The following is a 24,132-nucleotide window of genomic DNA, read 5'->3' as shown; positions in this document are numbered from 1 at the left end:
AAGATCCTACAAAAGATCATCCCGCTTGACTTGCTCAAAACTTTCCTTGCCATCATTGAGCTTGTCCCAGATGACAACCTTTCCTTCTTTCAATGATTTTTGAACATCAATAATCCGCTGGTTGGAAGACCCACGGAACTGCAACATGAGGTTCCGCTTGCTTTTATCATAGCGCCCATCCACCAGGATATCAATCAGCGACAAGAGCTCCAGTTTATCAGGCGTTTCTAACATCATTTCTTCCCAAGTGTAGCCCGTCCAAGACCAAATATCTTTTTCCGGCAATTCTTTCCGAATACGTTTTACAAGGGGTAAAAGAATACCTGTATTAAGAAATGGCTCTCCTCCTAGCAAGGTTAAGCCTTGGACATAGGGTTGGGCCAGATCTTCCATGATCTGCTCTTCTAACTCTTTGGTATAGGGAATGCCTGCATTGAAAGACCAGGTCGCTACATTGTAACAGCCCTCACAGTGAAACATGCAACCTGCTACGTAGAGGGAGTTGCGCACTCCTTCTCCATCCACAAAGTTAAAGGCCTTGTAGTCGATGATGCGCCCTTGACTCAGTTCCTCACTCTTCCACTCTCCTGGTTTTGGTGTATTCCATGTCATCCTTCTAGTCCACCTCTATCCAATACCGCTCCGTTCCATTACGAACATCTTCAAATTGACCGCCATTAGCTAAAATAACAGCTCGGCTGGCAGGATTTTCCGTGCTACAAGTCACCAGAGCACGATGAATGTTCTTTTCTTTAGCCACTTGCAGACCTTGATGAAGAGCTTCTTTTGCATAGCCCTTGCCCCTTTCAGAGGGACGGATGGAGTAGCCAATGTGGCCACCCTCCTCCAGGAGATATGCACTCAGGCGCAAGCGGAGATTGAGAAAGCCAACCGCTTGACCGTCTCTTGCAAAAGCGACTAACTGAACAGCAGGAACCCAACCTTCCGGAATTCCTAGCCCCATTTCCATGTCACGATTACTTTCCAACCAGGCTTCGTAAACAAAAGCTTCAGCATCCCAAAAGCCGCCGTCATGAGCCGATTGGGTCTCTTCGAACTCTGCCACCATGCTTAGAATGGTTTCTTTATCTGCTAAAGTTGGTCTACGTAGTTCCATCTTTACCTCCCCCCATACGAGAAAAGCGAGAGCGGACTCTCACTTCACAACATAAACAATCATTTTTAATAAAATGAGTTAATAAATACTGAATCAATAAGGTGACGCTTATTTATTAAACTTTTTTTAGAATCCCGTGGGAAAAATGCCTGAAACTAACAAGTTTCAGGCATCCGGAATTATTGAGACCCTAGGCTCAATAATTAGTCATGGAACTTCTTCGAAGTTCGCTGACGTCCGTACCCACCCAAGGAAAGTCTCAAAAGAGAATTTCATCTTCAATATGAAGCGAGAACTCTCACTTTTATTTTTTCTTAGCCTTTTTTAGAAATTGTTCTCTCAGGCTGGCTACTCGGTCTTTTTTATTGATTCTACCCTTTGAATGCTTCTCGTGGAATCGTTGAACCTGAGCCTTGCCTTTATCATCTAATTGGTATTTTCCCATAATGTCCTTTTCTAATCTGTCACTTGGTGTCCAGCTGATTTGATAGTGGATCCATTCATGTGTTTGACCCGTGCAGCGATTTCCTTATGACGGCCATTGACCATCGGACGAGCTTGCGGGTTTCCTAGATAACCACAGGTCCGTTTGACCACATCAACCGTTTTCGGATCGCTATTACCACAGTTTGGACAAGCAAATCCTCGCTCAGTCGGCGTGAAATCTCCTTCAAAATCACACTTGTAACAACGGTCAATCGGCGTATTGGTTCCGAGATAACCGACCCGGTCATAGGCATAATCCCAAACCGCTTCAAGGGCTTTTGGATTTTGTTGGAGCACAGGGTATTCACAATAGTGGATAAAGCCACCAGACGCACCTGCTTCAGGATAAACTTTCTCAAAATCCAACTTCTCAAATGGCGTTGGGTTCTTACGAACATCGTAGTGGAAACTATTGGTGTAGTATTCCTTGTCTGTGATATCCGGAACCTTACCAAATTTCTCCGTATCTAGGCGACAGAAGCGGTCTGTCAAGCTTTCTGACGGAGTCGAATAGATAGAGAAGTGGTAATCATACTGGTCAGACCATTCTTCCACGCGCGCTTTCATATCCTTGATGATATCGATCGTGAATTGTTTGGCTTCTGAATTGTGTTCCCAATTTGGACCATAAAAGACGGTTGCGACTTCATAGAGTCCGATATAGCCCAGAGAAACAGTTGCTCTGCGATGACGGAAGAGCTGATCTACCTGGTCATACTTGCCCAAGCGTTTTCCGAAAGCCCCATATTGGTAGAGAATCGGCGCATTAGCTGGTGTCGCTTCTTTGGTGCGTTCCACCCGGTAAACCAAGGCATCTTCAGCGATGTTCATCCGTTCATTAAAGATTTGCCAGAACTTCTCCTTGTCTCCGCCTGATTCCAAGGCAATCCGAGGTAAATTGACTGTCACAACCCCTAGGTTCATCCGGCCAGAATTAACTTCCACACCATTCTCGTCCTTCCAACCTTGAAGGAAAGAGCGACATCCCATCGGCACCTTGAAGGAGCCTGTCAACTCGACAATCTTGTCATAAGACAAAACGTCTGGATACATACGCTTCGTTGCACATTCCAAGGCCAATTGCTTGATATCATAGTTAGGAGTTCCAAGTTCTAGGTTGAGCCCCCGCTTAAGGGTAAAGATCAGTTTTGGAAAGATAGCGGTCCGATGTTCCGATCCAAGTCCCTTGATTCTGATTTCCAAAATCGCCTTTTGGATTTCCCGCTCGAAGCGATTGGTTCCAAGACCAAAACCAAGCGAAGTAAAGGGAGTTTGTCCGTTCGAGGTAAAGAGGGTATTGATCTCATATTCCAGCGATTGCATGGCATCATAGATATCTTTTTGAGTCTTGCTCCAAGCATAGTCCTCTTGCTTTTCAGGAAGCACCCACTCTTTGGCATCTGCCAAGTGTTTTTGGTAGTTCTTTTCTGCATAAGGGGCCAGGACCTCATCGATCCGGTCAGCTGAACAGCCCCCGTACTGACTAGAGGCTACATTGGCAATAATCTGCGAGATTTGAGCCGTCGCAGTTTGGATGGACTTAGGACTTTCTACTTCTGCATTCCCAATCTTAAAGCCATTTCTGAGCATGCCTTCAAAATCGATCAAACAGCAGTTGGTCATCGGTGTATAAGGGCTATAGTCCAAATCATGGTAGTGAATGTCCCCTTTTTGGTGGGCATTGGCTACGTGTTTGGGCAACATTTTGAGACCAATAGACTTACCAACAATCCCTGCTGTCAAGTCCCGTTGCGTGTTAAAGACATCACTGTCCTTGTTGGCGTTTTCATTCACGACGGCTTGGTCCTTATTGAGGAGTTTGCCAATCGTAAAGTTGATATCCGTCGCTTTTGAGCGCTCAAAATCACGCTGGGTGCGATAAGTAATGTAGCTCTCTGCAATCGCATATTCATTAGCTTGAAGCAATTCATGCTCGACGACATTTTGAATCTCATAGATCTTCACGCCATTTGGAAAACGTTCCAAAATCTCTGCGATCACACGATCGACAATGGCTTCTAGTTTGGCTTCCATCACGGGAGTGAGAGAAGTCACTTCTTCTGTTGCCTTCAACAAGGCTTTATAAATTTTTTCAACATCGAATGGAACACGACGGCCATCTCGTTTTTCAACAAAAATATCCGGGGCCATTCTCAGTTTTTCTTCTCTCAAGGTGATCATACCAAACATGCCTCTCTTCATTTATTTACATACAAGTTGTATTATACCACTCCAAAAATAAAAATCAATATCTTGTGGAAAATTTTATAAAAAACTTTCTAAAGCACAAGATATTGATTTTCTTAAGAGCGTTGATAGAGTTTGAAATGACGGTATTTCTTCTCAACGAGATGATAATTTTCTTTGAGCAAGTCCTTCATATTGGAGGTCAATTCTACCTGATTGTTGACCACAATATACTTGGGTTCAGACCGATCGATTTGTTGGATCACATTGGTCCGATTTTCATTAATTCCCAGATAAGACGTTGGGGTCAATAAGGCAGAAGCTGCCAAACGATCGCTTTCTTGATAGAGAGTAGCTGTCGTATCCCAAGCATAGATGGTATCTTGCGACTTGGTGTGATGTTTAATGTAGCTGGCAATAGCGCTCCGTTCACTCGATTGACCAGACTGAAGCACGACATCTTGAACCACTGGATTCGCCAACAGATAGACAAGGGCTACTAGCGGTAAGAAAACTTGGCTCGTAAAGTAAGCGGCCCAAACTTCCTTGTTTTTCTTCTTCCGACCACGACGTTCGATCCCATCGTTTTCTTCCCCATCTCGTGAGAACCAGATCGCAAACAAAGGAAGAACAAATGGCAACATCGGTAACAATTGGTAAGCGCCTTGTTCAGGAAGACCAATCGACACAATGAGGACCACCAAGCTACCTGCCCATCCCATAAAGCGGAAGATCCGGCGAGCACTGCTATTTTGCTTCGTAAAAGACATCAAAAAGGCAGAGACTAGGCCAAAGGCCAGCGCCAACAGTCCATAATAAATGGCATTACTGAAGGTCTGTCCATTGCTAAAATTCAAGGCATTAAAGACATAGGTTACTTGGTTAATGGCATAGCCAAAAGTCTGATTCAAAACGGTGATATAGCCAATTGGATAAAAGACGAGTGAAAAACCAAGGAGAGCTGCTAGCAGTTGATAAAAGCCACGCGCCCATCTCTTCTGCTTGATGTTAAAGGCTGTTAATCCAAGGAAGGCCAACAAATAAAACAAGGCACTGGTCATCGGATCAATCAAGAAAGCCACAGCTGCAATCGCACCATAAAGGATAAAGCCTTCATCCTTACGATGCCCAATCAAATAAGCCAAAATGAAATTCATGCTGGCAAATAGGATTGGAAGACTAAAGAGAGTCACATAAGTTCCTCCAAAACCAAGGCCTAGCACCAAGAAATAAAAGAGTAACTGGACATTCTTCGCTGTATCTTTATCAGACACCAGCAAGCGCACAACCCGATAGAGATAGGTACCCGCAAAGAAGAGGGCAATCGCTTGGAGGATCATCAAGATCCAATGTCCACCAGCTAAACTTCCCAACCAGTTGATTGCATAATAGAGCAGACCATTGGTTCCGTAAAAATCACCAAACGGTACTTGCCCCTTGGTCATTGCCCAGCCAGCATACAAGTTTTGCGATTGTTGATTGGTTGCAAAACGGGTTAAAAATGGCACGCCGACATGCAATAAACTAATCAAAAGACTCAACACAAAAGGAATCGTTAGAGGCACTGGACGCTTGGATTGACGACGGATCGGCTCAACTGCCACATCTGCTTCTAGCTCTTCCGTATTCTCTTCTACCTTCGATGCTTCCGCTTTTGCCGCTTCAACTCCCGCCTTACGCGAACGACGACTCATCCGACTGAGCGGTTGCTCCGCTTCCTGTTCCAATTCTTGTGTAGGTTCTGCTATTGCTTCTGGCTTGGCATCACTAATTTCCTCTGATGCCTCCATTGCAACCGGCTCCTCCAAGACTTCTGCCTGCTGGCTATGCGTAGGCTCTTCTTCGCGAAAGACCGACTTGTCTAGCACTTCGCGAATTTCACGTGTATCCTGGAAACTATCCCCCACGTGAAGCCCTAATTTTTTCGAAGTCATTTCTTGCTCTTTTTCGCTCATTCTTTTTCCTTTTCTTCACTATTCCTCTGCTTTTCCTTTTAGAAAAAAGCTCATTATCTTCTCTAGTATACCAAATTCTGCCGACCCTGTCAGCCTCTTGTCACATAGTGATAGGTAAAAAGAGTCAGGCCTCTCAGCTTCTGACTCTTTTCTCTGTTTTCACACACTTGTTACAACATCGGTGCGAATAATTGCATAATTTCCTTGATCAAACTTTGGTGCCATGTAAAGCGGAAGGTATCTTCAGTGATCTCTTGAGATACTTCAAAGATGTGGTCAAAGTCCGCTCGAATCTCTTTCAGAGCAGGCGTTTGATACATCCAGACCGCATTTTCATAGTGATGGACCAAACTACGGTAGTCAAAGTTAATCGATCCCACAACCGCCATTTCATCATCTGCTAGGACTTGCTTGCTGTGGACAAAACCAGGTGTGTACTCATAGATTTTCACACCAGCGTCCATCAGATCCAAGTATGCCCCACGGGTTACGATTTGGATCAATTTTTTATCCGGAATATACGGGGTCACGATGCGAACATCCACCCCACGAAGGGCCGCATTGCGGATATCTTCTGTCAAATCATAATCGATGATCAAGTAAGGAGTCGTGATATAGACGTAATCCGTCGCCTGGTTAATCATATTTTGATAGACTGTCTTTCCAACCTGCGACTTGTAAATCGGTTTTGGTCCACTCCCATAGGGAATGTAGAGCCCTTCTCCTTCGACCGCCTTATTTTCAATATGGTAGCGGTCAAAATCCTCGATTTCCCCACGGTTGATGTACCAGTTCATGAGGAAGAGTCGCGTTAAGGCCTTAACAGCTCGTCCATCTAAACGAATGGCACTGTCCTTCCAGTGACCAAACCGCTCAATGTGGTTGATGTACTCGTCTGCCAAATTGACACCACCCGTATAGCCGATCTGGCCATCAATGACCAAGATCTTACGGTGGTCTCGGTTGTTATAAGCCACTGTTAGACGGGGGATCACCTTGTTAAACTTATGGGCATCAATCCCCATCTTTCGCAATCGTTTGGTATAGTTCCCAGCCAAGGTTGCCATACAGCCGATGTCGTCATAAAGGAGTTTGACTTCGACCCCCTCTTTCACTTTCTGCTCTAAAATCTCTAGGATACTGTTCCACATCAAGCCCTCATCAATGATGTAAAACTCGATGAAGATAAATTTTTTCGCCACTCTCAGATCCTCTAGTAGTTGCTCATACATCTCCTCCCCTAGAGGGTAAAAGGTTGATGCCGTCCCATTGTAGAGATCCGCATTGTGATCCATGGATAAAATCGACTTGACCAAGCCATAAACCGCCTTGCTTTCTTGTTTGAGCTCCTTACGCAACTGATGACTATTGTCCTCTCGAAACTTCATGGACTCCATATTTTTCAGCTGGATCATTTCCTTTTTGGACAAACGTCGCTCTCCAAACATGAGGTATAAAAGCGATCCAAAGACAGGAATGACGGCAATCAAGAGCCAGGTCACCTTATTTTCAGGCGGGGTATTTCGATTAACAATAGCTAAGATTGTCGACACATATAAGAGCCCAATGACTGCAACAGATAGCCAATGAGGGAACCATCTATTGAGCCAGAAGAAGGCCGCAAAGGATGCCCATAGTTCAAAGCCCATAAACAAAATACTAAATCCATATTTGGACATTAATAGACGTAATTTTCTAAAGGTCACAGCATCCTCCTTTTTTCTTTCTACTAGTATACCAATTCTTTTTACCCGTTGCAACGACCAACCAAGCCCCTTCTAGACAAACAAAGAGACTAAAGATCCGTCTTTAGCCTCTCATAATTTATCTCTTATTGCTTAGTCAGAACGATAATTCCTTGATCATCCTCTGCCTGTTCCAAGTCTTCTAGCGATAACTGATCTCCTTCGATCCGATAGCGATAAGGCTCATCCCCTATACGCATGGATTGATTGACAGGATCAATACTGACCTCTTTTCTCTCTTCTTCTCCATCAGCGTCTTGCACTGTAAAAGTGCCTTTTTGACCCGTCACAACCAGTAGAATTGTATTCTCCTCATCCTGTCCCCGATAGCTTCCATCTATGGACACCCCTTGCTCTGGCTTTTCATTGGTCGAAACCACTGTCTCAGATGAATTTGAGCTAGCGCTACTCGAGACTTTTTGCTGTTGTTCGTGCTGGCTACAAGCAGTCAGGAAAAGGGCTACCGCCAAGGTCAGTATAGACATGATTTTTTTCATTAAAATCGACTCCTTTCGCCTTCGTCGAATCTATCTACCACCAGTATACGCCAAGAAAGTCTTTAGGTCAATTGTTTAACCCTCTAATAAAAATGCCCTTACTTCTGCAATAAAATACAAAGATCCTGTCACAAATAAGACTTCATCTGGACGACTCTGATCCATAAATTCTTTGATATAGGCCTTGTAGTCAGCCACATAAGGCAGGTCTTGGCGGTCACCCTGCGCCACTACTTCTCCGTAATGGAAGGTCGTCAAAATCAATTCAGCTTCTGGCAAACCAGTTTGAAGCGTTTCAAGCATCCCACTATAATCTTTTCGCTTAAGAGCCCCAAATAAAATCTTCACGCGTTTCCCGGCTAAGCTTTTTGCAAACTCAATCAAACGTAGCATGGCGTGAGGGTTATGGGCGCCATCCAGATACACCTGGTCACCAAACAACTCTAGACGTCCCGGCCAACGTGTCTCCTGTAAAGCTTGCTTGATGTGCTCTTTATCTACTTCTTGATGCGCGCCTTTCATATAAAGGAGAAAGGCCTCTAAAGCTACTGCAGCATTTTCCCGTTGGTAATCACCCTTCAAGCCAAGAGAGGGCAAGTCAAGCTCCACACTTTCATTCCAAAAACGATTCTGCTCTATGCCAAAATCTTCCTGGAAGGTGTGAAGATCCACATCCAACTGCTCCGCTTTTTCATGACAAACGGCTGCAGCTTCATCAGACAAGGGGCCCACCACTGCTTTCTTACCTTGTTTAAAAATCCCCGCCTTTTGCTGGGAGATTTCCGCAAGCGTCCCTCCCAGTGTTTCTTGGTGATCCAGGCCAACCGAAGTGATCACTGCAATCTCTCCTGTCACTACGTTGGTCGTGTCCAGAAGCCCACCAATACCTACTTCCAATAAGACCACATCTACAGCTTGTTCCTTAAAATACAAGAGGGCCATGAGGCAGATAATTTCAAAATAAGAGAGTTGGTCCTGGGTTTGGAGTAGGGTCTGCTCCATCTGCTGCACCTCTTGACCAATCCGAGTGAAATCTTCATCTGAAATTGGCTGATCCCCAATACAAATCCGATCATGGATACTGATCATATGAGGAGAAGTAAAGGTTCCAACTTTCTTCCCATGAGCCATCAACAATTGGCGCATAAAGGCGATCGTCGATCCCTTCCCATTGGTTCCTGTCACATGAAGGATCGGATAAGCCTTATCCGGTCTCCCTAAAAGGCTCACCGCCTGCTCCATACGATCCAGTCCTGATCGGAAATTCAGACCGATCCGACTATTCATCCATTGCTCAATCTTATTCACATCTTCCTCCTAAAAGAAAAAAGCGACAAAACCTCTTCTGACGTTTGCGCTCCTTTCTTTTGTAGTTATTCTTTCCGCTCATCTTTACAACAAGTCCCCCGGACATACTAACTCTTTCCAATTTCTCGGAGTTGAGGTGATACAGTCTCCCAGACTTCCTGCTTTTTCTTATTTCTTGAAGCAGGGCTAAAAACGTCCCCCGGACGTTTTTACTCCTCCATAAAGCTGTTGAAGACTTCTTCGATCATATCCCATTCTGCATCTGAGTCTTCTGGGATTGGTTGAAGGTCGCCTTCTGTTCCGTCTTCGTTTTCTGTAAATGAATAAGCTTGAATTTCAACTTCGCCATTTTCATCTTCTTCTGCATTTGCAGGGATCAAAAGGACATAGTTCTTTCCAAACTCTTCTTTGCCATCGATGGTCAAAAGAATTTCAAACAAGGTTTCATTTCCTTGTTCATCCACCAATGTGATTAATTCACGTTCTTCATGGTCGTGGTTATGATCATGTGCCATACTATTCTTCCTCGTTTTCTTTCTAAAAATTACGATCTAAATAATTTTGTAAAATGAGCTGCGCCGCTAGCTTATCAATAACTTTTTTGCGTTTGCTACGGCTAACGTCTGCTTGCTCAATCAACATCCGCTCTGCGGCAACTGTTGTCAACCGTTCGTCTTGGTAGTCGACTGGCAAGCCAAACTTTTCAGCAATCATCGTGCCATAGGCCTGACTGGCTTCCACACGCGGTCCGCTTGTGTTGTTCATGTTCTTCGGCAAGCCTACAACAAAACGGTCTACCTTGTATTGAGCTACTAATTCAGCTAATCGTTCTAAGCCAAATTCTTTTTTGTCCTCATCAATTTGAATAATTTCAAGACCCTGAGCTGTAAAACCAAGAGGATCACTCACAGCAACCCCGACGGTCTTTGAACCGACATCCAATCCCATAATTCTCATTAGAGGTCTATTCCTTGCCCTTTCAAATAATAACGTACCAATTCTTCCACGATCTCGTCACGTTCATATTTACGAATTTGGTTCCGTGCATTATTATAACGAGGTACATAGGCAGGATCACCACTGAGTACGTATCCTACGATTTGATTAATTGGATTGTAGCCTTTTTCATCCAGTGACAAGTAAACATCTTTCAAGGTCTCGCTAATTTCCTTACGATTTGAATCATCAAGATTAAAACGTACTGTCTCATCTGTAAATCCCACAAGAACACCCTCTTTCCTTAGAATACTACTATTATACCATAATCAAGGGTTTTCCACAATGGTCAACCCTTGATTTTACAGCTTTTTCAAGCATTATTGAGCTTTTTTAGTTAAACTGTTTTTTATTTTTGCTCACTCGCTCCAGCATTGATGAGATTGTCTGCAAATTGGCTCGGTGTCAGCTTCAACAACTCCGGCAAGTGATTGTTTTTGAAGTAGGTCATCCCTTCAGCCTTCTTCACATCCATCGCTTCAAAATCATACGTGATCGTCACCTTGTATTCATTCTCATTTTCCAAGGTCAAATCAGCTGTGAAACCTGGTACTGTCAAAGCTTCCTTTAAGGCATCATCCTTGTTAAAAGATTCTCTCAATTGCTTTTGCGCTTCTTCGACTCCAACCTGTTGGATCCCTTTTTTTAACTCCTCATCGGTCGCCGTCACATTGATAGTCTCCAATTTTTTAAAGGTGTTCCCCACGTAGGTTACGATTTGCGTCTGTTGTGTCCCCTTGTCATCTTTTGGAAAAACAAAGGTTCTTGTAACCACTTGATTTTCTTCAGCCTTTTGCAAGATGCTCTTATTATCCTTTTGCAGCTGTTCTGCTTTCGCTTTAATTGCTTTTTGCTCACTTGAGGTTGGCGTTTTCACTTGCTTTTTTTGACCGCATCCCGTCAAACACAAGACAAGCGCACCCAATAAGAAGATTTTTCTTTTCATTTTCCATTCCTTACTAGTTATTGTTTTCTAAAATATTGTATCATAGATTTTGTAAAATGGCGCAGTAAACTGCTTTTCATTCCGATTTTTAAAAAAGAAAAAATCAGAAACAAATTGTTTCTGATTTTCAATCACTTTAAAGGGCTGCACGCATCCGTGCTTCCGCATTTTCTACATTTCGAACAGATCGTGGCAAGAAAGCACGAATATCGTCTTCTTTGTAACCCACTTGGAGACGTTTGTCATCTACCAAGATCGGACTTTTAAGAATACGAGGTGTTTCCATGATGATATCAATGACTTCGTTAACACTCAAGTCTTCGATGTCCACTCCTAGATTTTTAGCGTATCGATTTTTTGAAGAGACAATACTTGCCACTCCATTTTCAGTCTTTGTAAGAATATCCAACAATTCTTCTTTGGTGATCCCTTCCTTACCGAGGTTTTGTTCTTTATAAGTTAGCTGGTGAGCGTTGAGCCAAGTCTTTGCTTTTTTACAGCTGGTGCAACTTGACACTGTATAAATTTTAATCATGCATGCACTCCTTTCGCTACACGATAATACTATCGTATTAAATTATAACACAAAAACCATCAGTCTAGCGACCTATTTTGAAAAAAATTAATCTTCAATTTCAATCGCGTCATCTAAATCTAGAGTTACTTCTTCTACGACAGGAGCTGTTTCTTCAGTTTTATCAAGGCTTTTCACCGCTTCGTCTTCTTCGATCAAACCAAAATGTACCCGAACCTTATGGTCGATTTCGTCAAAAATTTCTGGGTGGTCAGCCAAGAATTTCTTAGCATTTTCAGATCCTTGACCGATTTTTTCGCCATTATATGAGTACCATGCACCAGCTTTTTGGATGATATCCAAATCTGTTGCAATCTTCACCAATTCACCCGTACGTGAAATTCCTTCCCCGTACATGATTTCAACCATGGCTTCTTTAAACGGTGGAGCTACCTTGTTCTTTACAACCTTGATCTTGGTTTCCTTACCAACGTTGGTATCTTTTTGGTCCCCAGTACCCTTGATTTGAGTATTTCCACGGACATCTAAACGGACAGAGGCGTAGAATTTCAGGGCACGACCACCAGGTGTCGTTTCAGGATTCCCAAACATGACCCCAACTTTTTCACGCAATTGGTTGATAAAGATGGCAATGGTCTTGGTCTTATTGATAGAAGCTCCGAGTTTGCGCATCGCTTGGCTCATCATCCGCGCCTGCAAACCAACGTGGCTGTCACCGATATCTCCATCGATTTCTGCACGAGGGACCAAGGCCGCAACAGAGTCGACAACCACCAAATCAACCGCACCAGAGTCGATCAATTTACCAGCAATTTCAAGTCCTTGTTCCCCTGAGTCTGGTTGAGACAAGAGGAGTTCATCGATATTGACCCCGAGAGCTGCCGCATAAGATGGATCCAAGGCGTGCTCGGCATCGATGAAAGCAGCAATGCCCCCTTCTTTCTGTGCTTGGGCTACTGCATGGAGGGCAACGGTTGTTTTACCAGAAGATTCTGGACCATAGATTTCGATGATCCGACCTTTTGGATACCCACCAGCACCCAAGGCAATGTCAAGAGCCAAGGAACCTGAGCTCATGACTTGAACTTTTTGCTCTGCGCGTTCGCCCAGACGCATGATGGATCCCTTACCAAAATCCTTTTCGATCAACTTCAGGGCATCATTGAGCGCTTTTTCACGCTCGTCTCCAAATTTCTTAGAGATATCATCTAATTTTTTCTGTTTTTTCGCCATTCTTTTCTCCTATTTTTCTATACAGGAATGCACTCTATTCACCAACGGTTTCCGTCATTTAACAGGTGCATATCCCATTCATTTTTTGAATCAGTCTTCATTTGGCACAAGCTTCATTATACCAAATTTTCACCATTTAATACAGCCAGGCGCACCAAATTAAAGGCATGAAGGACTGCAATTTCACGGACATCAGAGCGGCTACGTCCGGCGATATTGACTTGGACGCTATCCACTCCATTTGGAGTCGCAAGTCCGATAAAGACAGTCCCTGCTGGATGCCCTTCCAGACTATCTGGCCCCGCAACTCCGGTCAGGCTAACACCATAATCGGATCCTGTTAATTTACGGGCCTGCGAAGCCATAGCTTGGGCTGTAAAATGAGACACTACTCCATGTTGCTCCAACTCTTGAGCTGGAATAGACAACATCTTGCTTTTTTCTTCTAGGCTATAGGTGACAAAACCGCCTGCGAAGATGCTGGAAGCACCCGAAAAATCTGCCAGAGTCGCTTGGAAGAGGCCAGCTGTCAGGCTTTCTGCAGCTGTAATGGTCTTAGCAGTCTGTTTCAAAAGATCAAAGGCAACCTTGGCCATCGAATTGTCATCTCCATAACCGTAAAACAACTCTTGCAAGGGTTGATGATCCAGGGTGTGGCGTGATAAGATTTCCTTTTCTAAAACATCGAGCTTAGCATCCGCTTCTGCCTGATCTTTCGCCTTTGTAGACAGACGCAAGGTCACCTCTCCTGTCTTGGCATAAGGAGCCACTGTCGGATCACTCTGCTCTTCAATGATATCTGCTAAAATCGTAACCAGCTGGCTTTCCCCAATCCCAAAGAAGCGCAAAACTCTTGAAAAGAGCTGCTCCCCTGTTGTCAAATGAGGCACCAATTGTTCATTAACCATGGGCTTTAACTCACTTGGAGGACCAGGTAGAACGACATAGGTCACACCATCAACCGTGATCAAACCTCCAACCGCGAGACCTGTACGGTTTTGAAGAGGGATTGATCCGGCGATCATTTGTGCTTGTCGCTCATTATTGGGCGTCCGGACATAATCAGGGCGACTCGCAAAGAAGGTGTCAAGTTTGGCAAGCGCTGTCAGATCAAAAACCAGTTCTTTCTCTAAAAACTTAGCAAGGGTTTGCTTGGTCAAATCATCCTCTGTCGGCCCAAGTCCACCGCACAAAATCACCAAATCGCTGCGCTTTGAAGCTGTCTCAATGGTCGAGAAGAGACGACCTTCATTGTCTCCTACCGCCACATGATAATAGACATCAATCCCTAAACTAGCTAATTTTTCAGACAAGAATTGAGCATTGGTGTTCACAATCTGTCCTGTGAGAATTTCGGTTCCCACTGCAATAATTTCCGCCTTCATGGTGCCTCCCACTTATACTATTCGTAATTTTCATTTCATTTTAACACAATTTCCTAAATTATTAAAAAAACAGATTGAAGATAAAGTCCATTTTGGACAACTTTCTTCAATCTTTTTACTTTAGAGTATAAAGTAAAAACTCTTAGAAATAACATTACATCAGCATTCCTAAGAGTTTTAACTATGTGGCAATCAACTTCTAAAGGGCTATTTTCTATTGTTAATAGAGCTTATCTATATTCTGAAGCAACCATATCGAGTGGTTGCTTTTTTACTACTTTCTTGATCTAAATGTTTTCTTCTGACTCAAATTCTTGTTGTTTCCCCTCATCTTTTGTGATACAATAGCATCAATTTTTTCTAGGAGGATAATATATGGCTTCTACTATTGGTATTATAAGTTTATCTAGTGGGACTATGGGTGAAGACTTTGTCAAGCACGAAGTGGACTTGGGTATTCAACGTCTCAAGGACTTCGGACTCAATCCTATCTTTTTACCTCATTCGCTAAAAGGCTTAGATTTTATCAAAGAACATCCTGAAGCTCGTGCAGAGGATTTGATTCAGGCCTTTTCTGATGATAGCATCGACATGATCCTATGCGCCATTGGTGGAAACGATACCTATCGCTTGCTACCTTATCTTTTTGAAAACGACCAACTACAAAAGGTTATCAAACCAAAGATTTTTCTCGGTTTCTCGGATACGACCATGAACCATCTCATGTTGCATAAACTAGGAATCAAGACTTTTTACGGCCAATCCTTTCTAGCAGACATTTGTGAGTTAAACAAAGAAATGTTGCCATATAGCCTCCACTACTTCAAAGAATTGATTGAGACGGGAAGAATCTCAGAAATTCGACCTAGTGACATTTGGTATGAGGAACGGACTGATTTTAGTCCCAAAGCCTTGGGAACACCTCGTGTCAGCCATGCAAATACAGGTTTTGACTTGTTACAAGGCAATGCTCAGTTTGAGGGAGAAATCCTCGGTGGTTGTCTTGAGTCTCTCTATGATATTTTTGACAACTCTCTACACGCAGATAGCACAGACCTCTGCCAAAAATACAAACTTTTCCCTGACTTATCCGACTGGGAAGGAAAGATTCTATTGCTAGAAACAAGTCAAGAACAGCCTGAACCTGATGATTTCAAAAAAATGTTGCAGGCTTTAAAAGAAACTGGGATATTTGAAGTCATCAGTGGACTCTTGGTCGGAAAACCTATGGATGAAACCTTCTATGACGACTATAAGGAGGCTTTAATGGACACCATTGATAGCAATATCCCAATTGTCTATAATCTAAACGTTGGCCATGCCACACCAAGAGCAATTGTTCCCTTCGGAGTCCACGCCCATGTAGATGCAACGGAGCAAGTCATTCGCTTTGACTATAACAAAGAAAGCTGAGATGAATTTCTCAGCTTTTTCTATATTCTCTGGTGTTCTAGTCATCTAACGTCACTTATTTCCACTTTTCCATTCACAATCATTCTCATGATCATTGACCAGGCCTGCTGCTTGTAGGTAGGATAGGACCGCAACGGGACCCGTAAACTTGAAACCACGCTTTTTGAGATCTTTAGCAAGCTTCTCGGAAAGAGCTGTCTTCACAGGGGCCTGCCGGTAATCCGGGACATCATTGTTGATGGCTTTCCCCTCAACAAAAGACCAGAGATAGGTATCAAAAGAGCCGAATTCTGCCTGGACTTGTAAAAAGGCCTGGGCATTGGCCTGTGTCGCAAAGATCTTTGCACGATTGCGAATGATGGCTGGATTGTCTAACAAAGCTTCCAGCTCCTCATCCGTCATGTCTGCAACACCTTGAAGGTGATAGCCATGAAAAACCTCACGGAAAGCCTGCCGTTTATTGAGCACCGTTTCCCAAGATAGTCCAGCCTGATAAGTCTCTAAGCAAAGCAACTCAAAGAGCGCCTGGTCATCGTGGAGGGGCTGTCCCCACTCCTCATCATGGTAGGCTACATATAGCGGGTTGTTCATTTTGACCCAGCTACAACGTTTTGGCATCTTATTCTCCTATCTTTGAAACATAATCAGGCAAGGGAACAGTAGACTTCTCCAATAGATTAATCCAACGATTAATATCTGGTGGTAGAGGGTTAAATTTTTCATCTGTTTGATACCTTGCTTGACCATCTGTTTCTATACCAGTTAATGTTTCAATCTGTTCTCGAAGTTGGTCTACAGTTATCCAATCAGTCCACCCTTCAAAAAAGCTTTCGGGAGCCAATGTTATTCCATACCATTCTTGAAACCATTCAATGTAGTCTGCACTTAACAGATAGAGTTTTTCGAAAGAACAAGATTCATCATTCACCTTTATACTATCTACTATATTGTCATTATCCACTACGGCAATACTCACACCACAAAATTCACAAGGAATTGAGCCAACTTGACCATAGCGAGATCCATTATGCAAAAATAATTCTGTCTGACTCTGTTGACAATTTTTACAAAATAAAGGAAAAACTTTACAGTGTATCCGTATCGTCTTAATCTTCCCATTCTTAAACATTATCTTGATATGGTTGTTACTGCTTCTTGCTTCAACTAGTTTAATTCGAGCAATGCTCATTATTTCACCAACATCTTAAGAGCTGACTTGATGTAGTTTTCAGCAGTATCAGAAGTTCCTTCAAAGAATTTCTTGATTTTCTTGAGTTCCGTTGCCTTGTAGCCCAATGCCAACATGGCTTCCATAGCTTCTTCAAGAGCTTGGTTTTCTTCTGTTGCTTTGGCTTTGGTCTGAGCCGGTGCATCTTCTAGATCAAGATTGATCTTACCTTCCAAGTCCAGCACCATCTGTTGGGCTGTTTTCTTGCCGATCTTTGGAAACTTGGTCAAGTAGGTAATGTTCTTGCTTTCGATGGCTTGGACAAGGCCTGCATTATCGTCTGCAGCAATGATAGCCAGAGCTGAGACAGGTCCAATCCCAGAGACTGAGATCAAGTTTAAAAAGAGCTGCTTCTCTTCTTCGGTTGCAAAACCATAGAGAAGGTGGGCATCTTCACGGACCACTTGGTGCAGATAGACGTGCACCTCTTGGTTCATTTTACCAGAGTAGGCATAGGGATTGGCCACATGCAAGAGATAGCCGATTCCAGCTGTTTCTACCACGATGTATTTGGCGGTGATTTTCGTTAAGATTCCTTTAATGTATTCGTACATAATCTTCCTTTATTCTTTGTTTAATACTTGCCCAATTCCCGTAAACTGGTGTGATTTTCCTGAATGCGTCGGAACATCTTTTCCATATCTGACTTGGTAAAGTTAACCAAAACCGGACGGCCATGAGGGCAGTTATAAGGGTTGTCACATTGGGACAATTGGTAGATGAGATCTCGTGCAGAGTAATCGTCCAGTGTATGGTTGGCCTTGATAGAGCGTTTGCAGGACATCATGATGGCCAACTCAGCTCGGTATTTCTTGATGGACACTTCCTTGGTCAAGAGGAGCATGTCACACATTTCGTAGATACCCGACTCGATCTCTTCTTCCTTCATCCAGATCGGATGCTCCCGCAAGATCAACTGGTTGGCTCCGTATTCTTCTAAGTAGACGCCCACTTCTTCTAGGAGGTGCTTGCGCTGTCGCAGGCGGATCAGATCGTCTGTAGGGAACTCAAAGATATAAGGCACCAGCAGTTGTTGCTGACTGCCGTCTACGTCCCCGATGCTCTCCCGGTATTCTTCGTATTTGACCCGCTCTTGGGCCGCGTGCTGGTCAATGATATATAGGCCCCCATTTCCTTGGGCAAAGAGATAGGTTCCATGCATCTGACCGAAATATTCCAACTCTGGGAAGGTCGAATGTTCTTCCCCATCCAACTTATCATAGGCCTTGTCTAGACTAGCCAGATCCAACTCTGGGTGATCCAGTTCATCATAAACCGCAGTCTTTCTTTCCGCAAACTTGATCGCGCTTGTCGGTTTTTCTACTGGGTTTTCTTGGCTTGTAGAATCAGCAGTTACCTCATCTGTCAGAGGCCGTTGAGGATCTGCCACTTCTGGTCGAAGCTTGAAATCTTGACTCTCTCGGTCATAATAGAGGCGGTTTTCTTTTAAAGGCAGGGTCGTCTGTACTGGCTTTTCTGTTCGACGAATAGTCGACTTGGCTAGATTTTCTAGAGCATCCGGAATCAGGTCCTGCTCTTTCAAAGCGTTCGCAATAGCCTGGGAGATCAAGGCCATTAGTTCTCGTTCTTTGGAGATGCGAACCTCTTGCTTAGTGGGGTGAACATTGACATCCGCTAAGTAAGGATCGATCTTGATATTAATGATCGCGAGTGGAAAGCGCCCCACCATGAGTTTACTGCCGTAGCCGTCTAAAATAGCTCGATTGAGCAAGAAATTCTTGATATAACGGCCGTTGATAAAGAGACTGATGTAGTTGCGATTGGCACGAGTCAATTCAGGCAAAGACACAAAGCCCGTCACTTCAAAATCCAGATCGCGATTTTCAATGGCCACCATCTTCTTGGCAGACGCCAAGCCATAGACGCCCGCAATCGCTTGCCGGAGATTGCCAGTACCTGCCGTTTTGGTCATTTCTTTTCCATCATTGATCAAAGTGAAAGCAATCTCTGGATGGGCCAAACTCAATCGGTTGAGAATATCCACGATATGGGACAGCTCTGCCTGCTGGCTCTTTAAATACTTGAGACGAGCAGGGGTATTAAAAAAGAGATCTTCTACTGTAATCTTGGTCCCGACAGGGCTTGTCGCTGGCTCCAATTCCTCAATTTCACCACCCTTTGCGACCAATTTGGTCCCGTGGGCAGCTCCTTCTTGAGCCGTTAGAAGGGTTAGAATACTAACAGAAGCAATGGAAGGCATGGCCTCGCCACGAAAACCAAGGGTTCGAATGCGAAAAAGATCCGCTTGATTCTTGATCTTACTGGTCGCATGTCGACGAAGGGCCAGAGCGACCTCATCATGCGCAATTCCTTCCCCATTGTCTGTGATCCGAATCGACTTCAATCCTGCTTCTTCGATTTCAACGACGATCTGGCTAGCTCCAGCATCGATCGAGTTTTCAACCAATTCCTTTACCACACTAGCAGGTCGTTCAATTACTTCACCTGCCGCAATCTGGTTGGCTAGGACTTCTGGCAATTCAATAATCTGTGACATAGCTGCTCCTTTACCTTTTTTCACCGATACATGTAGCTCTATTATACCACAGATCCACAGGACTCCCTTTCTTAAAAAATGGAGGCTAGCCCCATCTTCTTCCCTAAAAACCGCATAGGCAAAGAAAATGACCACATAAACAAATCCCCTTGTCTTCCCTTTGGAAAAAGTGTTTAATAGTAGTGTAAAGAAGGAGCCGGGCTAGCAGGCTAACCGACTTTACCTAAGGAGGGAGAAAATATCTTATGAAAGTAGAAGTACACATTGATTCCCACTTCCAAGAAGAAGCGGTGACGATTACAGCACCTACACTATCTACGCGTGTAGAGAGAATCCGTGACTTTGTGGAAGAATTGGATCAAAAAGGGCGCTTACGTGCCAAAAAGGATGGGGAGGCTTACCTGATCGAAAGCCAGCTATTCCAACGTTTTTACATTGAAAATCGGCAAGTGATTGGTGAGACCATGACAGATCAATTTATCCTGACTGGACCACTCTATCAACTATCTGAAGACTTACCGACCTTCTTTCTCAAAATTTCCCAATCTGAAATTATCAACACAAAAGAAATCGATCACCTGCACTTCACTAGTGGAGGATCGGTTCAAATCCATCTTAAAAATGGGAGCCTGACCTACTCCTCCCGTCGTTATTTAAAAGCCATTAAGGAGAAATTATCATGCTAAAACAATCATTTTCTGACGCCCTAAAAGGGATTCTCATCGGGCTCATCCTATCCATCTTCTTTTCCTACCACTTCTCAGCAGAGTTGTACCTTCCCTTAAGTCCCAACTCTGCAGTCGGCCGCTGGATGTTCTTGCATCATGTTCACGGCTCACTGGTCATGCTCTATTGCGTCCTCGTTTGGGGTGCGATTGGGGTCCTCTTTAGCTTGGGAAGTCTCCTCTTTCAAAAAGACTGGAGCCTCTTGCGGGCTACTTTGAGCCATTACCTACTCATGTTACTTGGCTTTATTCCCCTAGCTACCTTGGCCGGCTGGTTCCCAGCACGACTAGGATTTTACCTCTCGCTCATTGTCGAATTCACCCTCGTTTATGTGATCATCTGGTTGGTCTCTTATCATTTTTACAAAAAACAAGTCCAAGAAATCAATCAAAGCATTACTAACCACTAAAAGAAAAGATCCTCGCCGTCACGAGGATCTGAAAGTGGAGATAAGCTGTTCTTTTATACAAATCTAATAAATTCTATAAAAATTATACTCGTTATAGTTATTCAATCATCTACTGAAACTTTCCGCTGTGAGAAAAGTGCCTGAAACACAAACGTTTCAGGCACTCGGGAGTTTTGAGACCTTAGGCTCAAAACTAAGTCATGGAACTTCATAGAAGTTCGCTGACGTCCGGACTCACCTAAGGAAAATTTCTAAGATGTCTTTGTCTTCAATCTGAGATCCTCAATGCTACGAGGATCTTTTTTTACAATTTCTTTTTCAATTCGGCGACTGCCATCATGACTTCCATCGGAGTCATATTGTAGAGATCCAGATTCTTCAATTCTGTGATCACTGTATTTTCTGCCTCCTCCTCAAAGAGGGACATTTGTTCAGCAACCTGTGAAGGTGCTTCCTTTTTAGGAGTTTCATCCACAAACGGTACTTGCTGAGCTTGTCCTTCGAGCTTGGTCAAAATCGCATCCGCCCGCTTCAACAACTCTTCTGGCAAACCAGCGATCTTTGCTACGTGAATCCCATAGGACTTATCCGCTGGGCCGGGTTCAATCTTGTGCAAGAAGGTAACCTGTCCATCTCGCTCCAAGGTCGCGACATGGACATTTTCCAAACGGGACAGGGTCTCTGAGAGAGCTGTCAACTCATGGTAATGGGTCGCAAACAAGGTCTTAGCACCGGTACGATCGTGGATGTATTCGATGATGGACTGAGCAAGAGCCATTCCATCATAGGTCGCAGTTCCCCGTCCCAACTCATCAAATAAAATCAAAGACTGGGGCGTTGCCTTGCGAATAGCGTGATTGGCCTCCATCATTTCTACCATAAAGGTAGACTGACCCGATACCAGGTCATCAGCAGCTCCGATCCGGGTATAAATCGCATCAAAGATTGGCAACTCAGCCTTTTGCGCTGGAACATAGGAGCCAATTTGCGCAAGAATCACAATGATCGCCAATTGGCGCATATAGGTAGACTTCCCGCTCATGTTTGGCCCTGTAATCAACTGAATATCCCGTTCTTCATCCATAAAGATGTTATTAGGAATATAGGACTGGGCTCCCATGACTTTCTCGACAACTGGATGGCGACCTTTGTCGATTTCAATTCGTCGCTCTTCATGAAAAAGGGGGCGATTCAACTGTTGCGACTCAGCAACACTGGCCAAACCTTGTAAAACATCAACCGTCGCAATCGCCTGAGCCAACTGTTGCAGACGCTGGATATATTTGCCAACTTCTTCACGAATCCGCATAAAAATCGTATATTCAAGATTAGCAGACTTCTCACGCGCCTCTAGCATATCTCCTTCGATACGTGCCAATTCCTCCGTACCAAAACGTTCTGAATTTTTCAAGGTCGCCTTGCGGAAAAAATGAGCAGGAACGTGGTTCAATTGAGAATTGGTGACATGGAAATAGTAGCCATCCTTCTTGTTATAATCGATTTTTAAACCGGTAATGCCACTGGCTTCGCGCTCCTTGGCTTCAATCTCTGCAATCCAACCAGTACCATCCCGAAGAACAAGACGGTACTGGTCCAATTGCTCGTCAAAACCGGTACGGATGATATTTCCCTCTGTAATAACAGCAGACGCTTCCGGAGCAATAGCAGATGTAATCAAGCGGTGTAATTCGGGAAGTTCATCCAAGCGTGCAATCAAGACATCCAAGACCGGATCACCAATTCCTAGTAATATCGACTTGATCGTTGGCACATGCCCCAGAGTATCTCCTAGTTGCAAGAGATCCTTAGGATTGATTTTACCAAAGGAAACCCGGCTCGCTAAGCGTTCAATATCATAAACCCCTTTGAGGCTGTCAGTCAGGTCGCTCCGTTCAAAGAAATGATCCATAAAGACCTGAATGATGGCCTGACGCTCTCGAATCCGTTTCAAATCGACCAAGGGTTTCTGAATCCAGGACCGCAACAAACGACCTCCCATGGCCGTCTTGGTTTCATCCAAATACCAATACAAGCTACCATGTTTCTTCCCAGTCCGAGCATTCTCTGTCAAATCCAGACTAGCCTTGGTCGCAAAGTCCATCTGCAAGAAATCACAAATCTCATAATGATGGGCTTTTTTGAGGTGACTCAATTCCCGCATTTGGGTCTGGTGGACATACTGGAGAAGTGTTCCAGCCGTTTTCTTTTCGAGCTCACTCAGATGATCTCCTAAAAGTTGGACATCGTCCAGCGCTGTCTCTACATGTGACAGCAAGAGATTCATCTGGCTTACAAAAACACGTTCTTCCTGTTCTGGCAACTCATAACCCAGGACCACCTCACGCGCACGTAAATTGCGGATTTCTCCGCAAACCATGCTGAAGTCATTGAGAGTGGTCACCTGAAATTCCCCTGTCACCAAATCCATATAGGCTAGCCCATAGTTATCCCCTGCTCGGTCCAAAGCAACCAGAAAGTTATTCTCACTATCTGGCTTGGTCGAATCCACCACTGTACCCGGCGTGATCACCTGTACGACTTCACGCTTAACGACCCCCTTGGCTTCTTTGGGATCTTCCATTTGTTCCGCGATCGCTACCTTATACCCCTGTTCGATGAGAACATCAATATACTGCTGGGCCGAGTGGTAGGGAACACCCGCCATGGGAATCGGATTCTCTGCATTTTTATTCCGTGAGGTTAAGGAAATCTCTAAAATTTGAGCTGCATTCACTGCATCTTCATAAAATAATTCGTAAAAATCTCCCATTCGAAACAGCAAAAAGGCATCCGGATAGTCTTTTTTGATATCTAGATACTGCTGCATTCCAGGGGATATTTTTTCTACTGTCATACTTCTTTATTCCTTACTGTTGCATCCTTTTCTGACACAAGCTCCATAGATGAAAACAGGAGTAGATAGCTCACTATCTTCCTCCTTTTGACATCTTAATGGGGTATTCTCTTTTTCTTTAAGGGCTTGATTACTGCATCATCCCTAAAATTTCATTTTGAATTTCAATGGCTGCATCTTGGTCTCGACAGACAATCAAGAGGGTATTGGCCCCTGCTACTGTTCCCAAAATACGCTCATCTGACATCTCATCTACACCATTGGCCAAGAGAGCTGCTTCTCCTAGCTCTGTCCGCAAGACCAAGGTAAATTCTGCCCGTGAGACAGACTTGGCATGGCTGGACAGCATAATATAAATCTCTGCCACCTCAGGCTCATTTGGCAAAATATAATACAATTGATCTTTTCGCTTCACCTTGACCAGACCTAGATCCCGCAAATCACGTGAGAGGGTCGTTTGCGTTACTGCAATTCCTTTTGCTTCTAAACGATCCTGAATCTCTTTTTGCGTGGACAGTTTTTCATTTCGAATCATCTGTTGAATCAAAAGGTGTCGTTCTGTCTTTTTCATTGGACCTCCACTTTTGAATAAAT

General features: G+C 43.9%; 24 protein-coding genes. 3 read left to right on the top strand and 21 right to left on the bottom strand.

What is annotated here, in order from left to right:
* Positions 1–6: 6 nt before the first annotated feature.
* From nrdG to I2E70_RS04665, 15 genes are all read right to left on the bottom strand, one after another.
* A complete protein-coding gene (nrdG, locus tag I2E70_RS04735) occupies positions 7–612 on the bottom strand; it encodes an anaerobic ribonucleoside-triphosphate reductase activating protein (protein ID WP_024055169.1) in 606 nt (201 codons plus the stop codon).
* 4 nt (positions 613–616) lie between these two features.
* Entirely contained in the window at positions 617–1,117 is a 501-nt protein-coding gene (locus tag I2E70_RS04730; RefSeq protein WP_024055168.1) for a GNAT family N-acetyltransferase, read from the bottom strand.
* A gap of 304 nt (positions 1,118–1,421) precedes the next feature.
* Positions 1,422–1,562, bottom strand: coding sequence for a hypothetical protein (locus tag I2E70_RS04725; protein WP_195423689.1), 141 nt, complete (start codon positions 1,560–1,562; stop codon positions 1,422–1,424).
* An 11-nt stretch (positions 1,563–1,573) separates the two neighbouring features.
* Complete coding sequence (gene nrdD / locus I2E70_RS04720; protein ID WP_155168293.1) at positions 1,574–3,784, bottom strand: anaerobic ribonucleoside-triphosphate reductase; 2,211 nt, start codon at positions 3,782–3,784, stop codon at positions 1,574–1,576.
* Positions 3,785–3,906: 122 nt separating this feature from the next.
* Entirely contained in the window at positions 3,907–5,745 is a 1,839-nt protein-coding gene (locus I2E70_RS04715) for an MFS transporter (RefSeq protein ID WP_195423686.1), read from the bottom strand.
* A gap of 170 nt (positions 5,746–5,915) precedes the next feature.
* Positions 5,916–7,451, bottom strand: a complete 1,536-nt coding sequence (gene cls, locus I2E70_RS04710) for a cardiolipin synthase (protein ID WP_195423682.1) — start codon at positions 7,449–7,451, stop codon at positions 5,916–5,918.
* 125 nt (positions 7,452–7,576) lie between these two features.
* Positions 7,577–7,987, bottom strand: a complete 411-nt coding sequence (locus I2E70_RS04705) for an SP_0198 family lipoprotein (protein ID WP_195423679.1) — start codon at positions 7,985–7,987, stop codon at positions 7,577–7,579.
* 75 nt (positions 7,988–8,062) lie between these two features.
* Positions 8,063–9,295 (bottom strand): bifunctional folylpolyglutamate synthase/dihydrofolate synthase, encoded by a 1,233-nt coding sequence (locus tag I2E70_RS04700; protein ID WP_195423676.1) that lies wholly within the window; start codon positions 9,293–9,295, stop codon positions 8,063–8,065.
* Between the two features lie 209 nt (positions 9,296–9,504).
* Positions 9,505–9,810, bottom strand: coding sequence for a DUF1292 domain-containing protein (locus tag I2E70_RS04695; protein WP_003001941.1), 306 nt, complete (start codon positions 9,808–9,810; stop codon positions 9,505–9,507).
* A 22-nt stretch (positions 9,811–9,832) separates the two neighbouring features.
* A complete protein-coding gene (gene ruvX, locus I2E70_RS04690; RefSeq protein WP_049486291.1) occupies positions 9,833–10,252 on the bottom strand; it encodes a Holliday junction resolvase RuvX in 420 nt (139 codons plus the stop codon).
* A complete protein-coding gene (locus tag I2E70_RS04685) occupies positions 10,252–10,518 on the bottom strand; it encodes an IreB family regulatory phosphoprotein (RefSeq protein ID WP_003002070.1) in 267 nt (88 codons plus the stop codon). Before I2E70_RS04685 ends, ruvX begins: the two co-directional genes overlap by 1 nt.
* A gap of 122 nt (positions 10,519–10,640) precedes the next feature.
* A complete protein-coding gene (locus I2E70_RS04680; RefSeq protein WP_195423673.1) occupies positions 10,641–11,237 on the bottom strand; it encodes an SP0191 family lipoprotein in 597 nt (198 codons plus the stop codon).
* A 136-nt stretch (positions 11,238–11,373) separates the two neighbouring features.
* A complete protein-coding gene (gene spx, locus I2E70_RS04675; protein ID WP_003009108.1) occupies positions 11,374–11,772 on the bottom strand; it encodes a transcriptional regulator Spx in 399 nt (132 codons plus the stop codon).
* An 87-nt stretch (positions 11,773–11,859) separates the two neighbouring features.
* A complete protein-coding gene (gene recA / locus I2E70_RS04670) occupies positions 11,860–13,005 on the bottom strand; it encodes a recombinase RecA (RefSeq protein ID WP_195423670.1) in 1,146 nt (381 codons plus the stop codon).
* A 116-nt stretch (positions 13,006–13,121) separates the two neighbouring features.
* A complete protein-coding gene (locus tag I2E70_RS04665; protein ID WP_195423667.1) occupies positions 13,122–14,390 on the bottom strand; it encodes a competence/damage-inducible protein A in 1,269 nt (422 codons plus the stop codon).
* 375 nt (positions 14,391–14,765) lie between these two features.
* On the opposite strand from I2E70_RS04665, the gene I2E70_RS04660 reads away from it, so the two are divergent.
* Positions 14,766–15,803 (top strand): S66 family peptidase, encoded by a 1,038-nt coding sequence (locus I2E70_RS04660; protein ID WP_195423664.1) that lies wholly within the window; start codon positions 14,766–14,768, stop codon positions 15,801–15,803.
* A gap of 51 nt (positions 15,804–15,854) precedes the next feature.
* On the opposite strand, the gene I2E70_RS04655 is transcribed toward I2E70_RS04660, so the two are convergent.
* Genes I2E70_RS04655 through mutL form a run of 4 tightly spaced genes read right to left on the bottom strand, consistent with a single transcriptional unit; the run spans position 15,855 to position 19,549 of the window.
* Positions 15,855–16,421 carry a DNA-3-methyladenine glycosylase I gene (locus tag I2E70_RS04655; RefSeq protein WP_195423661.1) on the bottom strand — a complete coding sequence of 189 codons (567 nt, stop codon included), beginning with the start codon at positions 16,419–16,421 and terminating at the stop codon, positions 15,855–15,857.
* Position 16,422: 1 nt separating this feature from the next.
* Entirely contained in the window at positions 16,423–16,992 is a 570-nt protein-coding gene (locus I2E70_RS04650; RefSeq protein WP_195423659.1) for a hypothetical protein, read from the bottom strand.
* Positions 16,992–17,585, bottom strand: a complete 594-nt coding sequence (gene ruvA / locus I2E70_RS04645) for a Holliday junction branch migration protein RuvA (protein WP_195423656.1) — start codon at positions 17,583–17,585, stop codon at positions 16,992–16,994. The genes I2E70_RS04650 and ruvA overlap by 1 nt, the downstream gene beginning before the upstream one ends.
* A 20-nt stretch (positions 17,586–17,605) precedes the next feature.
* Positions 17,606–19,549, bottom strand: coding sequence for a DNA mismatch repair endonuclease MutL (gene mutL, locus I2E70_RS04640; RefSeq protein WP_195423654.1), 1,944 nt, complete (start codon positions 19,547–19,549; stop codon positions 17,606–17,608).
* A gap of 245 nt (positions 19,550–19,794) precedes the next feature.
* On the opposite strand from mutL, the gene I2E70_RS04635 reads away from it, so the two are divergent.
* Positions 19,795–20,235, top strand: a complete 441-nt coding sequence (locus I2E70_RS04635) for a LytTR family DNA-binding domain-containing protein (protein WP_049482826.1) — start codon at positions 19,795–19,797, stop codon at positions 20,233–20,235.
* Positions 20,229–20,684 (top strand): DUF3021 domain-containing protein, encoded by a 456-nt coding sequence (locus I2E70_RS04630; RefSeq protein WP_070846109.1) that lies wholly within the window; start codon positions 20,229–20,231, stop codon positions 20,682–20,684. Before I2E70_RS04635 ends, I2E70_RS04630 begins: the two co-directional genes overlap by 7 nt.
* A gap of 304 nt (positions 20,685–20,988) precedes the next feature.
* Here the strand turns inward: I2E70_RS04630 and mutS are convergent, their stop codons facing one another.
* Both mutS and argR read right to left on the bottom strand, forming a co-directional pair.
* A complete protein-coding gene (mutS, locus tag I2E70_RS04625; protein WP_195423651.1) occupies positions 20,989–23,538 on the bottom strand; it encodes a DNA mismatch repair protein MutS in 2,550 nt (849 codons plus the stop codon).
* A 130-nt stretch (positions 23,539–23,668) separates the two neighbouring features.
* Positions 23,669–24,109, bottom strand: a complete 441-nt coding sequence (argR, locus tag I2E70_RS04620; protein WP_003009125.1) for an arginine repressor — start codon at positions 24,107–24,109, stop codon at positions 23,669–23,671.
* Between the last annotated feature and the right edge of the window lie 23 nt (positions 24,110–24,132).

Source organism: Streptococcus parasanguinis, assembly GCF_015556095.1.
Classification (GTDB): domain Bacteria; phylum Bacillota; class Bacilli; order Lactobacillales; family Streptococcaceae; genus Streptococcus; species Streptococcus parasanguinis_Q.
This window is presented reverse-complemented; position numbering and strand designations above follow the sequence as displayed.

Coding starts and splice junctions, on each gene's coding strand:
- nrdG (WP_024055169.1), bottom strand. CDS start 612: ATGACATGGAATACACCAAAACCAGGAGAGTGGAAGAGTGAGGAACTG.
- I2E70_RS04730 (WP_024055168.1), bottom strand. CDS start 1,117: ATGGAACTACGTAGACCAACTTTAGCAGATAAAGAAACCATTCTAAGC.
- I2E70_RS04725 (WP_195423689.1), bottom strand. CDS start 1,562: ATGGGAAAATACCAATTAGATGATAAAGGCAAGGCTCAGGTTCAACGA.
- nrdD (WP_155168293.1), bottom strand. CDS start 3,784: ATGATCACCTTGAGAGAAGAAAAACTGAGAATGGCCCCGGATATTTTT.
- I2E70_RS04715 (WP_195423686.1), bottom strand. CDS start 5,745: ATGAGCGAAAAAGAGCAAGAAATGACTTCGAAAAAATTAGGGCTTCAC.
- I2E70_RS04705 (WP_195423679.1), bottom strand. CDS start 7,987: ATGAAAAAAATCATGTCTATACTGACCTTGGCGGTAGCCCTTTTCCTG.
- I2E70_RS04695 (WP_003001941.1), bottom strand. CDS start 9,810: ATGGCACATGATCATAACCACGACCATGAAGAACGTGAATTAATCACA.
- ruvX (WP_049486291.1), bottom strand. CDS start 10,252: ATGAGAATTATGGGATTGGATGTCGGTTCAAAGACCGTCGGGGTTGCT.
- I2E70_RS04680 (WP_195423673.1), bottom strand. CDS start 11,237: ATGAAAAGAAAAATCTTCTTATTGGGTGCGCTTGTCTTGTGTTTGACG.
- spx (WP_003009108.1), bottom strand. CDS start 11,772: ATGATTAAAATTTATACAGTGTCAAGTTGCACCAGCTGTAAAAAAGCA.
- recA (WP_195423670.1), bottom strand. CDS start 13,005: ATGGCGAAAAAACAGAAAAAATTAGATGATATCTCTAAGAAATTTGGA.
- I2E70_RS04665 (WP_195423667.1), bottom strand. CDS start 14,390: ATGAAGGCGGAAATTATTGCAGTGGGAACCGAAATTCTCACAGGACAG.
- I2E70_RS04660 (WP_195423664.1), top strand. CDS start 14,766: ATGGCTTCTACTATTGGTATTATAAGTTTATCTAGTGGGACTATGGGT.
- I2E70_RS04655 (WP_195423661.1), bottom strand. CDS start 16,421: ATGCCAAAACGTTGTAGCTGGGTCAAAATGAACAACCCGCTATATGTA.
- I2E70_RS04650 (WP_195423659.1), bottom strand. CDS start 16,992: ATGAGCATTGCTCGAATTAAACTAGTTGAAGCAAGAAGCAGTAACAAC.
- ruvA (WP_195423656.1), bottom strand. CDS start 17,585: ATGTACGAATACATTAAAGGAATCTTAACGAAAATCACCGCCAAATAC.
- mutL (WP_195423654.1), bottom strand. CDS start 19,549: ATGTCACAGATTATTGAATTGCCAGAAGTCCTAGCCAACCAGATTGCG.
- I2E70_RS04635 (WP_049482826.1), top strand. CDS start 19,795: ATGAAAGTAGAAGTACACATTGATTCCCACTTCCAAGAAGAAGCGGTG.
- I2E70_RS04630 (WP_070846109.1), top strand. CDS start 20,229: ATGCTAAAACAATCATTTTCTGACGCCCTAAAAGGGATTCTCATCGGG.
- mutS (WP_195423651.1), bottom strand. CDS start 23,538: ATGACAGTAGAAAAAATATCCCCTGGAATGCAGCAGTATCTAGATATC.
- argR (WP_003009125.1), bottom strand. CDS start 24,109: ATGAAAAAGACAGAACGACACCTTTTGATTCAACAGATGATTCGAAAT.